The sequence below is a fragment of the Halomonas sp. BC04 genome (genome assembly GCF_000568385.1).
Map to the genome: position 1 here is coordinate 1 of NZ_AZQX01000167.1, position 11576 is coordinate 11576.

The following is an 11576-nucleotide window of genomic DNA, read 5'->3' on the forward strand; positions in this document are numbered from 1 at the left end:
TCTACAGTCTAGGAATGCCATATATCATGGGTTAAGGTTCCCATGCCTTTTTATATTCATGTCACTTATTTATATGGCCAAACACCATGTTGCGAATCCTTCATTCGCTGCCCCGCACGCATAAGTTATTACTGTTACCCGTTGCCACCATGGTCACAGTGCTGGGCGCACACAAGATTGTCACTCTCGTCGAGAACACCCAGCGCCAGGGTCAGATACCCGAAACCGTACTCTATCCCCTCGCGCCCGAAACCCAACCCGGCCTACCCTCGCTCAGCAGCGACCGCTACTCGGTAGCCGATGCCATCGAGGTCGCCACCCAGGCCATCGACGCCACCCGCGGCTATATCCCCCTTTCCCAGTTGAAACCCACCGAGATCATCGATCTCAACGGTGCCGCAGTGGCCGGCATCGCCCAAGCCCAGGGCGCTCCCGAACTTCTTGCCTCGCCATCGATGATCGAGATGGACGAGACGGTCGCCGCCACCGAGCAGGAAGCCCCGAGCGTCGAACTGGTTACCGCCCTGGACTCCGGCGCACTGCACATGGCCATGGTCATCGGCACCCTGGCCAGCGGCATGCTGGACGATACCTATACCGATGACGAAGCGCTGGCCGCCGACGCCACCTCCTACGAGGACTACGACGACGCGGAGCTTGCGTTCTTCGAGGATGGCCCCATCGTCTTCGAGCACGAGATAGCCGCCGACGAGCCCTTCGTGCCCGAGTGGCGGACCTATACCGTGCAGCAGGGCGATACCTTCGCCGTGCTGGCCCAGAATGAGCTGGGCCTCGGCTATAGCGAGGCAATCCGCCTGCTGGAAAGCCTGCCGGACCAGCGGATCCTGACCCATTGGCGAGTCGGCAACACCTTCGAGTACCAGCTCGACGAGCAGGACCGGCTGCAGGCCATGCGCGTCATGCGCAATGCACGCGAAGGCTTCCTGCTGGAGCGCGAGGACGACGGCTTCGATGTCGCCACCATCGAGCGTGCCGGGGAAGCCACGCAGCGCCTGTTCGCCGGTAGCGTCAGCGGCAGCTTTGCCCGCTCCGCCCAGGCCACCGGCCTCTCCAGCACCGAAGTCGCCCAGATTTCACGTCTGCTGGAAAAGAAGCTCGACTTCCGGCGCGACACCCGCCGCGGTGACGAGTTCCAGGTGTTGATGGAGTCCGACATCATCGACGGTGCCAGCTTCGACTCCCGCATACTGGCGATCCAGTATGAGGGCGCGCGCATGGACCTCACCCTGGTACGCAACAGTGCCGACAACAATTACTATACGCCCGACGGCCAGAGCCTCGATCCCGCCTTCAGCCGCTACCCCTTCGAGGGCAGCTATCGCATGAGTTCCGGCTTCAACCCGCGCCGCACTCACCCGGTCACCGGGCGGGTCAGCCCCCACCGGGGCACCGACTGGGCCATGCCGGTGGGCACGCCGATCCAGGCGCCGGCCGACGGTCGCGTCGAGAAGGTCGGCAACCATCCGGTGGCAGGGCGCTACCTGGTGGTTCGCCATGACAACGGCTACCGTACCCGCTACCTACACCTGTCGCGCCCGCTGGTCAGCCGCGGCGACCGGGTGTCGATGGGCGAGCGTATCGCGCTGTCGGGCAATACCGGTCGCAGCACCGGCCCTCACCTGCATTACGAAGTCATCGTCAACAACAACGCCGTCGATGCCATGAAGGTGGAGCTGCCGGAAAGCCAGAGCCTCGACGGAGAACGGCTGATGGCCTTCCAGCAGGAAGCCGAACCGCTGCTGGCCGTCTTGCGCTCCGGTGAGACCGGTACCGTGGTGGCACAGGCATCGGATAGCGACGCCGACTGAGGCGACATGCCTTCGCCCTACTCGACGCCCCGCCAATCGGCGGGGCGTCGGTTCGTTCAGGATAACCCTGACTGACCAGAATGGACGCTGGGCCAGGGCCCCTTCCGGAGACGCTGCTTGTCCTCGTCCTATTCGCGTAATCCCATCCCGACCCCACCCCCCGCAGGCAATCGCTGGGTGCCTTCTTCGGCGTATTCCGCTACAGCGTCGTGCCCTGGCCCTGGTGTGGCAGACTTCACGCCCGCTCACGGTGGGTCTGGCCGTCTGCACCCTGGTGGCCGGGATCCTGCCCGCTGTTGCCGCCTGGATCGGGCAGCTCATCGTCGACTCGGTGGTCGACGCCATGGCCTATCATCGCGAGACCGGCGAGGCCCTGACCTTCGAAAGCGCTTGGCCGGTGCTGCGCTACGTACTGGCGGAAGCCGGTGTCATCGCCGCCATCGCCATGGCCCAGCGCGGGCTCTCGGGCCAGCAGTCGCTGCTGCGCGCCCTGCTCGGCCAGAAGGTCAACGTGATGATCCTCGAGAAGGCGGGCACCCTGTCGCTTGCCCAGTTCGAGGATTCCGAGTTCTACGACAAGCTGACCCGCGCCCGGCGTGAGGCATCGATTCGTCCACTCGGACTGGTCAACAAGACCTTTTCCTTGATGCAGAACGCCATCTCCCTGGCGAGTTTCGGCGTGCTACTGGTGCAGTTCTCGCCCTGGGCGATCCTGATCCTGGTGGTCGGCGCACTGCCGGTCTTCGCCTCGGAGGCCAAGTTTTCCGGCGACGCCTTCCGGCTGTTCCGCTGGCGATCGCCCCAGACCCGCATGCAGATGTACCTGGAGACGGTGCTGGCACGGGAAGACAGCATCAAGGAGGTCAAGCTCTTCGGCCTCGAACCGCTGCTGCTCTCGCGCTATCGCACCATTTTCGACACGCTATACGGCGAGGACCGGCGGCTGACGATACGCCGGGAGACCTGGGGCTTCCTGCTCGGGCTGCTGGGCACGGCAGCCTTCTACGGTGCCTACGCCTGGGTGGTGGTAGAAACCGTCACCGGCCAGCTCACCCTGGGTGAAATGACCATGTACCTGATGGTCTTCAAGCAGGGTCAGGCGGCGCTTTCCGCGAGCCTCACCTCGATCAGCGGCATGTACGAGGACAACCTCTACCTGTCAAACCTCTACGAGTACCTGGAGCAGCCAGTGGCCGCCGAGCGCGGCCACCTCACCGAGGGCGCGAACCCCGGCGACGGCATCCGCTTCGAGGGCGTCAGCTTCACCTACCCCGGCGCCGACAAACCGGCCTTGAAGCGTATCTCGCTACACGTCGGGCCCGGCGGCAGCCTGGCCCTGGTCGGCGCCAACGGTTCCGGCAAGACGACCCTGATCAAGCTGTTGACCCGACTCTACGAACCCAGCGAAGGACGAATCCTGCTTGACGGCAGCGACCTGCGCGACTGGGACGTCCAGACCCTGCGCCGGCGCATCGGCGTGATCTTCCAGGACTTCGTTCGCTACCAGATGAAGGTGGGCGAGAACCTGGGAGCTGGTGACGTGGCCTCCTTCGAGGACGAGGCACGCTGGCAGCAGGCAGCCCGCCGCGGCCTTGCCGAGGCGTTCATCAATGAGATGCCCGGGGGATACCACACCCAGCTCGGACGCTGGTTCAAGGGCGGCCAGGAGCTCTCCGGGGCCAGTGGCAGAAGATCGCCCTGTCCCGGGCCTATATGCGCGAGAGCGCCGACATCCTGGTGCTGGACGAACCCACCGCCGCCATGGATGCCGCCGCCGAGGCCGCCGTCTACGACGACTTCCGCGAGCACAGCCGGGACAAGATGACCATCCTCATCTCCCACCGCTTCTCCACCGTGCGCGCCGCGGACCACATCCTGGTCATCGACGGTGGCGAGATCATCGAGCAGGGTAACCACGAGAGCCTGATGGCCGCCAACGGCCGCTATGCCCGCCTCTTCCGCCTGCAGGCCAAGGGGTATCGCTGAAACGCGCCTCTGCTGCCCCTCACGTCGCTACAGCGACAGCGGCCGATCCAGGGCGCGCAGCAGGGCATCGTCGCGTTCGTAGATGTCCGGACGAAAGGCCAGCTGGCCATCTTCGGCCGGATGTACGGTCCAGTAGTGCAGGATGACCGGCATGCGTTCGGCGAGCGAGACGTTACGCGTCCCGCCACGCTCGATCTGCGCGCGCACATCGTAGCCACTGCGGGTGTCATCGAGCAGCAACTGGGCGAACTCGTCGATATTCTCCACCCGGATGCAGCCGGAACTGACGGCCCGCTGCTCCCGGGCGAAGAGTCCCTGTGACGGCGTATCGTGCAGGTAGACCATATGGTCATTGGGAAAGCGGACCACCAGCTCCCCCAGCGCATTATGCGGCCCGGGACTCTGGCGCAGCACCACATTGCCCGGCCGCGACCAGTCGATCTCCCAGGGATCCAGCAGCTCGCCCGAAGGGCTGAGCACCTGGATCCGTTCCCGCCACAGGTAGCCCAGGTCACGACGCACCGCGGGCAGCACGTCCTCGCGCAGGATGGTCGGGGGAATCGTCCAGGTCGGGTTGACGGTCAGGTGGGTGATCTCGGAGCGCAGCGACGGTGTGCGTCGGTAAGGGCGCCCCACCACGATCCGCGAGCGCCAGATTTCACCATTGGGGCGAATGTAGCTGAGCCGATAGCCGGCGATATCCACCAGCACGAAGGATTCCGGCAAGCCATGCAGCAGCCAGCGGGCACGCTCCATGTTGAGGCGAATCTGATCGATGCGATCCTCCACCGGCACGTTCAGGGCGGCCAGGGTCTGGGGACCGACGATACCGTCAACCTCCAGCAGATGGCGCCGTTGAAAGCGCCGGACGGCCGCTTCGAGCCGCTCGTCATAGCGTCGCAGATCCGGCCCATCGAGTACGGCCCCCGGAAAGACCTCCATGGCGGCGGCCATGAGTTCGACTTCCCCCATCATGGCCAGGCGCTCCCGCAGCAGCAAGACATCGTCATCGCTATCGCCCGGCCGCAGCGCCCGCTGCCGTGAGGGCAGGCTCTCCCACCCGCCCGATCGCTCAAGGATCCGATACCGGGCCAGGCCGGCGCGGAGTCGTTCATAGGGTGCGTAGGCGGGGCGCGCCTCGGCAAAGGCCTGCTCGAAGCGCTGGGCATCCACCGCCCGGGAGATAGCCGCCGGGTCCAGCTCGACAGCCGCGATGGGGATTTCCCAGTCGGGATCAATACTGCGTGGATCCACCTTGCCCCGCTGCAGATGCGTGAGTGCCGTCAGCAACACCTGGCTGGCATGCAGGTCGAATCGTGCCTGCCTCTCGCTACCCCCATCGTTACCCCCATCGCCATCCCCCTCGGCATAGGCCTGGCGGTAAGCCGCCGACAGGCCATCGGCCTGGTAATCCTGCGGATTAAGCCCATCGGTATCCAGCGTATGCAGCGCCGCGGCAAATGCCGCCACCGTCTCGCCGTCCTGCCAGGCCGGGCGATGGCTGCGAGCGTCGTAGAAGGCCCGCAAGGCATCCCCCTTGTCTTCGACCAGGCGGGTGATGACTTGCGAGACATCATCTCCCCCCTCCCTGCCGGACGCCGGCGCCTCGTCCTGGCTGCCCCCCGCCATTCCCGACACAAGCGCTAATACAAACCCGATCGTGACAAATACCCGCATGATGAACCCCTGATCCGTTGATAGACGTCCTGGCCTTCCTGGCCCATGTCTTCATAATAGTGCCTTTATCCGGAGCCCACGGATGCTGGCTCCGCACCCTCTGCCCGGGTCATGTCGCCAATGGCACTGCGCGACACGACCTGATGAGTTGCATACAGGTTTGCCATGACTCGACACGCCACGCTATCACGACTCTCCTGCACCGCGCTTGCCACCCTGCTTTTCGCCGCACCCGTCGCTCAGGCCGGTGATTTTCTCACCCAGGCCCTGGTCTCCAGCCCGCAGCATGGCACCTCCCTCGATGCCACCCTGACCCGTCTGGCGCCAGACGCCGATCCACAGGTGCTTCGCCTCGCCGCCAATGCCCTGGCCTGCGCCGAACCGGATGCCGAGCGCCTGGCGGTGATCGATTTCTCCCGCCCCTCGACGGAGCCGCGCCTATGGGTCTTTGACCTCGCCGAGTCGCGACTGTTGTTCGAAGAACTGGTCTCTCACGGCCAGGGTACGGGAGATGCCATGGCCGAGGTCTTTTCCAATGTCTACGGCAGCCACCAGTCGAGCCTGGGCCTGTTTCGCACCATGAACAGCTACTACGGCCGCAACGGGTATTCGCTGCGCCTGGAAGGCCTCGAGGAAGGCATCAATGACCTCGCCTACCAGCGAGCCATCGTCATCCACGGCGCCGACTACGTCAGCGAGGCCTTCATCGAGAAGACCGGCCGGCTGGGGCGCAGCCAAGGCTGCCCCGCCGTACGCCAGGAAGTCACCTACCCGTTGATCGACAGCATCAAGGAAGACCAGTACCTCTTCGCCTACTACCCCGACTCGAACTGGCTGGAAAACTCCGCCTTCCTGGCCTGCCAGCGTGACGGCCAGCAGCTGGCCATGAACTGACCCATGACCCGGGCACTCGGTGGCTGCACCTCACGACCGCCATCGAGTGCCATCGAGTGCCTCGAGTGCCAACAGCACCATCACGGCGCATGCGCCTTGCGCACTGCACCATCGTATCTCTCCGACAACCCCAACCGGCGCTGCCGAATGGCCGTAACTTCAACTTAAATATTTGAAATATAATACAAAATAAAAAAGCGGCAAGCTGATTGCTTGATGCAGATCAAAGAGTGGTAGGCGTGGACCAGGCTCTCCGGAGTACGAGTGCGTCGAACCTGACCTTCAACGATGAAGGACTCGTTCTCCGTAATCGCTACCCATCAAGCGTGAGGCCTGACCCATGGAAATCCTCAACAAGGCCAACAGGATTCGCCTGTTGAACTTCAGTACCCCGCAGATGCGCGCCTTCCACTTCTCGTGGTTCGCTTTCCATATCTGTTTCTTCGGCTGGTTCGGTATCGCCCCGCTAATGGCGGTGGTCCGTGAAGACCTCTCCCTCACCCAGACCCAGATCGGCAACACCATCATCGCCTCGGTACTAATCACCGTGATCGTGCGCCTGCTGATCGGCGTGCTCTGCGACCGTATCGGGCCACGCAAGGCCTACTCCGGCCTGCTGATCCTGGGCTCGATCCCTGTCATGGGTATCGGCTTCGCCAACAGTTTCGAGACCTTCCTGCTGGCACGCCTTGCGATCGGTGCCATCGGCGCCTCCTTCGTCATCACCCAGTACCACACCACCATGATGTTCGCGCCCAACGTGGTTGGCACCGCCAACGCCACCAGCGCCGGTTGGGGCAACCTGGGAGGCGGCACCACCCAGATCGTGATGCCGCTGATCTTCTCGGGCCTGCTGATGCTGGGTGTCAGTGAAACGCTGGGCTGGCGCCTGGCCATGGTGGTGCCCGGCATCATGCTGTTCATCACCGGCATCTGCTACTACCGCTTTACCCAGGATGCACCCAACGGCAACTTCGAGGACCTGCGCACCCGGGGGGAGCTTCCCCAGGCCAACGGCGACAGCGGTGCCGGCCAGACCTTCCTGGCGGCCGCCAAGGACATTCGCGTCTGGGCCCTGTTCGTGGTCTATGCCATCTGCTTCGGCGTGGAGCTGACCATCAACAACATCGCCGCCATCTACTTCTTCGACCACTTCGACCTGACCCTGGCCACCGCCGGATGATTGCCGGTCTGTTCGGCTGATGAATATCTTCGCCCGCACCATGGGCGGCATCTTCTCAGACCTCTTCGCCAAGCAGGGGGGGCTGAAGGGCCGAGTCCGCTGGCTGTTCATCGCGCTGGTGTGCGAAGGCATCGCCCTGGTCGCCTTCTCGCAGATGCACGTGCTCTCCTACGCTATCGGCATCATGCTGGTGTTCAGCCTCTTCGTGCAGATGGCCGAGGGTGCGACCTACGGCGTGGTGCCCTTCATCAACAAGAAGGCCCTGGGGGCCGTGGCCGGCATCGTCGGCGCCGGCGGCAACGTGGGCGCCGTGGCAGCCGCCTTCCTCTTTCGCTCGGAAGCCATCACCTACCAGCAGGGACTGTTCTACCTCGGCCTGACCGTGCTGGTGCTGGCCTCCTGCGCCCTTCTGGTGCGCTTCTCCCCGGAGACCGAAGCCGAAGAGGCGGCCGCGTACCAGGATGCCGTGGGCGAGGATACCGGGGCCGGCGCCCTGTCACTGCGCTGACCTTACGCTGAGCTTCCGGCGCCACACCCCCGGGGACCCGCTCCGTCCGACCGCCGCTCCCTGGAGCGGCGGTTTTCGTCTGGGCCCCAGCGGGTTCTCAGCTTCTGCACGGCAGCTGGCACTCCTTGACTGCGCCATGTTGAACAGCCGGATCTTCGCTGGACAAGCACGAACATCGGCGTAGCCTGGAACGTTTCCATCACTATTAAGGATCTCGAATGACGCTCGCAACAGGTGACAAGATTCCCGATATCTCGATCAAGACCAATGGCCCGGACGGCCCCCAGGACATTTCCACCGGTGAGCTGTTTGCCGGCAAGCGGGTGGTGCTGTTCACCGTGCCGGGTGCCTTCACGCCCGGATGCTCCAACACTCATATGCCCGGCTTCGTGGTCAAGGCCGACGAGATCCTTGCCAAGGGAATCGACACCATCGCCTGCATGGCGGTCAACGATGCCTTCGTGATGGGGGCCTGGCAGCAGGATCAGAATGCCCAGGCCTTCACCATGCTCGCCGACGGTAACGCCGATTTCACCAAGGCCATCGGCACCGAGCTGGATGCCAGCGGTGGCGGCATGGGCATGCGCAGCAAGCGCTTCGCCTTGATCGCCAATGACGGCGTAGTCGAGTACATCGGCATCGACGCCAAGGGCGTCGAGAAGAGCAGTGCCGAAACGGTGCTGGCCCAGCTCTGACGTCAGCGCACCATACATTGCAGAGCTGAATTGCCCCCTGCGGACACTCCGTATAAGGGCAACACAGTGACAAAGAGCCACCTGCCCTGGTGGCTCTTCCCAATTGAGCCGTTTCCTTCTGTCGCCGGTCCGAGCGCGAGACAGCGACATGCCACCACTCCCTCGACTATCCTTGCCCCTAGGATAAAGCGCTTTACCGCCCCTTCCCCAGCGCTGTTCCAAGGAGTATTGCCATTGGCTGATGCAAACAAGGTAACCGCCTTCTACGATGAGCGAGTCCTGGCACATCATCCGGATTCCGACGCTCCCTTCCTGCCGGGACGCATGGATCGGCGTATACGCGAACTACTGTCGGTACTTAAGGTTCCCTGGGTCTATCCGGAACATGCAGGACGGCTGACCGCCATTCGACAGCTGCTCGAACTCGAGCCTGTCCCCGGCCTGTCATTTGAAAGCGGCGGACCCGCCACCCGCGAACAGCTGGGGCGAGTTCACACCAGCTCCTATCTGGACCATGTCTTCGAGCTGCGCGGCCACAATGCCTGGCTCGATGTGGACACCACCGCCGTTTCTCCGGGGAGCGTCGAGGCGGCGGAGGTCGCCGCCGGCACTACCATCGCCGCGGTGGAGGCCGTCATGCAGGGGCGAACCCAGAGCGCCTTTGCCCTGGTCCGGCCGCCCGGCCACCACGCCGAACCCGTCCGCGCCCGGGGTTTCTGCCTGTTCAATAACGTGGCAGTCGCGGCGGCCCATGCCAGAGCCGAGCTCGGCTGCGAGCGCGTGCTGATCGTCGACTGGGATGCCCATCATGCCAATGGCACCCAGGACATCTTCTGGGCAGACCCCGATGTGATGCTCTTCGACATCCACCGGGCCTCACCTTTCTACCCCGGTACCGGCAAGCTCGAAGACGTCGGCGTGGGGCTGGGTGAGGGCACCACCATCAATGTACCCATGCCGGCCGGGGCCGGTGATCGGGCCTATCTCAAGGCCTTCGAGGATATTCTGGTGCCCGCCGCCGACGCCTTCCAGCCGGACCTGATCCTGGTGTCGGTCGGCTTCGATCCGCATCCTTTCGACCTGGCGCTCAATGTCTCCTACGAGGGCTTCGCGTCAATGACGCGCATGCTGCAGGACCTGGCCCAGAAACACTGTGACAGCAGGCTGGTCTTCGTGCTGGAAGGGGGGTATCACCTGCTCTCCCTGTCCCGGGGAGTCAGAACCGTGCTGGCGGTGCTCGCGGGCGCCGAGGCCCCCGAACCCGGCCTCACCGGCCTGGCGGAAGTCGAAGCGGCAGCCGCCTTTCATCGACCGCCTTCTCAGCACAGGAATAGGGTTGAAGCGGGCAACAGCTTACCCGCTACAATGTTGATGTCATGACGATATCGACAGCAACCGGGAGGAAGCAACGATGAAAGGGATGACCGCACGTGGAGGATGCCTTTGCGGTGCCGTACAACTCGGCGTCGTCGCCCGCAAGCAGAACCTTGGTGCCTGCCACTGCAGCATGTGTCGTACCTGGAGCGGCGGCCCCATGCTGGCCCTGGAGTCGGTCAGCGAAGTCGAGATGGAAGGCGAGGAGAACATCACGGTCTACTCCTCTTCAGAGTGGGCCGAACGCGGGTTCTGCCAGCGCTGTGGCACCCATCTCTTCTACCGCCTGAAGACCGGCGACCACTATGCGATCCCGGTGGGCCTGGTCGATGGCGGCGAGGCCTGGAGCTTCGATACCCAGATATTCATCGACCAGAAGCCCGACTACTACACCTTCGCCAACGAGACCCATGATATGACCGGACAGGAAGTGTTCGATGCCTATCAGGGAAGTTAAGCGTAGAGGAATCATTGCATGCCACTATCCGTAGGCGACACCCTCCCGAACGTCATCCTCAAGACGAACGGCCCCGATGGTCCCGAAGATATCGCTACCGGCGAGCTTTTCGGCGGCAAGCGTGTCGTTCTTTTCGCCGTACCCGGTGCCTTCACACCGGGCTGCTCCAACACGCACATGCCGGGCTTCGTGGTGAAAGCCGACGAAGTGCTGGCAAGTGGCGTCGATACCCTGGCCTGCCTCTCGGTCAACGATGCCTTCGTCATGGCCGCCTGGCAGAAGGACCAGAATGCCCAAGCCATACTGATGCTGGCAGATGGCAACGCCGACTTCACCCGAGCGATAGGCCTGGAGAACGATCGGCGCGCTGCCGGCATGGGATTGCGCAGCCTGCGCTACGCACTGATTGCCGACGATGGAAAAGTGACGTACATCGGTGTCGATACCGAACGTGGCGTGGTCGACAAGAGTAGCGTCGACGCAGTGTTGGCCCACTTGTAGTTTCATTGTCACCGAGCCTCGACAGAGCTAAAGCTCAACCCAATTCGGCCGATGAACCTTACTGTGCACCATCGCGCATCCGTGGAATCCGCGCTGGCACTACACGGCGGCCAAAGAGGCAAGCATCCAGGAGCACGACGAGCGCCGGACCGACCAAATGCTGCGCTAGCTGGAGCAGGCCAACAGCCAGCTACTGCAGTCCGAAAAGCTGGCCTCCATCGGCCAACTGGCCGCCGACCTGCCACGGGTCGATGGCCTGCCGTCCCAGATCAACCAGGGGATACTCAACCTGCTGACCAACGCCGCCCAGTCAACCGAAGGCAACCCGTAACGCCATGCCAACGAAGTCTCTAACGCATAGCACCTTCACCTACCTGGTGGCGATCACCTGCTTGGCTATCGGCGCCGTCGCCCTCCTGGACGGCTGGCTGCAGGCGTTCCCGGCCTCCTCCCGCGCGCTGATCCAACCCGA

The 11576-nt window shown here is 63.7% G+C and carries 7 protein-coding genes and 2 pseudogenes; 8 read left to right on the forward strand and 1 reads right to left on the reverse strand.

Annotated features, from left to right (window positions below):
* Window positions 1-86: 86 nt before the first annotated feature.
* Together Q427_RS11740 and Q427_RS11745 are read left to right on the forward strand one after the other, a co-directional pair.
* Entirely contained in the window at window positions 87-1829 is a 1743-nt protein-coding gene (locus Q427_RS11740) for a peptidoglycan DD-metalloendopeptidase family protein (protein WP_043514051.1), read from the forward strand.
* A gap of 173 nt (window positions 1830-2002) precedes the next feature.
* Window positions 2003-3815: pseudogene (locus tag Q427_RS11745) on the forward strand (ABC transporter ATP-binding protein).
* A 27-nt stretch (window positions 3816-3842) separates the two neighbouring features.
* Here Q427_RS11745 and Q427_RS11750 read toward each other — a convergent pair.
* On the reverse strand, window positions 3843-5444 hold the full coding sequence (locus Q427_RS11750) for a L,D-transpeptidase family protein (RefSeq protein ID WP_051496311.1): 1602 nt from the start codon (window positions 5442-5444) through the stop codon (window positions 3843-3845).
* A gap of 213 nt (window positions 5445-5657) precedes the next feature.
* On the opposite strand from Q427_RS11750, the gene Q427_RS11755 reads away from it, so the two are divergent.
* The 6 genes and pseudogenes from Q427_RS11755 (at window position 5658) to Q427_RS11780 (ending at window position 11104) form a co-directional block, all read left to right on the forward strand.
* Complete coding sequence (locus Q427_RS11755; protein ID WP_043514053.1) at window positions 5658-6386, forward strand: murein L,D-transpeptidase catalytic domain family protein; 729 nt, start codon at window positions 5658-5660, stop codon at window positions 6384-6386.
* Between the two features lie 340 nt (window positions 6387-6726).
* Window positions 6727-8077 (forward strand): annotated as a pseudogene (locus tag Q427_RS36230) (NarK family nitrate/nitrite MFS transporter).
* 218 nt (window positions 8078-8295) lie between these two features.
* Window positions 8296-8772: a peroxiredoxin gene (locus tag Q427_RS11765; protein WP_043514054.1), complete on the forward strand. Its 477-nt coding sequence runs from the start codon at window positions 8296-8298 to the stop codon at window positions 8770-8772.
* Window positions 8773-9006: 234 nt separating this feature from the next.
* A complete protein-coding gene (locus tag Q427_RS11770; RefSeq protein ID WP_231613656.1) occupies window positions 9007-10152 on the forward strand; it encodes a histone deacetylase family protein in 1146 nt (381 codons plus the stop codon).
* A 31-nt stretch (window positions 10153-10183) separates the two neighbouring features.
* Complete coding sequence (locus tag Q427_RS11775) at window positions 10184-10603, forward strand: GFA family protein (protein WP_043514056.1); 420 nt, start codon at window positions 10184-10186, stop codon at window positions 10601-10603.
* A gap of 18 nt (window positions 10604-10621) precedes the next feature.
* The gene (locus tag Q427_RS11780) at window positions 10622-11104 is read left to right on the forward strand and encodes a peroxiredoxin (RefSeq protein ID WP_043514058.1); all 483 of its coding nucleotides are present in this window, start codon (window positions 10622-10624) and stop codon (window positions 11102-11104) included.
* Window positions 11105-11576 lie beyond the last annotated feature (472 nt).

What these genes read in the sequence shown, in the direction of transcription:
- Q427_RS11740 (WP_043514051.1), top strand. Translation starts at nt 87, where the DNA reads ATGTTGCGAATCCTTCATTCGCTGCCCCGCACGCATAAGTTATTACTG.
- Q427_RS11750 (WP_051496311.1), bottom strand. Translation starts at nt 5,444, where the DNA reads ATGGCGGGGGGCAGCCAGGACGAGGCGCCGGCGTCCGGCAGGGAGGGG.
- Q427_RS11780 (WP_043514058.1), top strand. Translation starts at nt 10,622, where the DNA reads ATGCCACTATCCGTAGGCGACACCCTCCCGAACGTCATCCTCAAGACG.
- Q427_RS11765 (WP_043514054.1), top strand. Translation starts at nt 8,296, where the DNA reads ATGACGCTCGCAACAGGTGACAAGATTCCCGATATCTCGATCAAGACC.
- Q427_RS11755 (WP_043514053.1), top strand. Translation starts at nt 5,658, where the DNA reads ATGACTCGACACGCCACGCTATCACGACTCTCCTGCACCGCGCTTGCC.
- Q427_RS11775 (WP_043514056.1), top strand. Translation starts at nt 10,184, where the DNA reads ATGAAAGGGATGACCGCACGTGGAGGATGCCTTTGCGGTGCCGTACAA.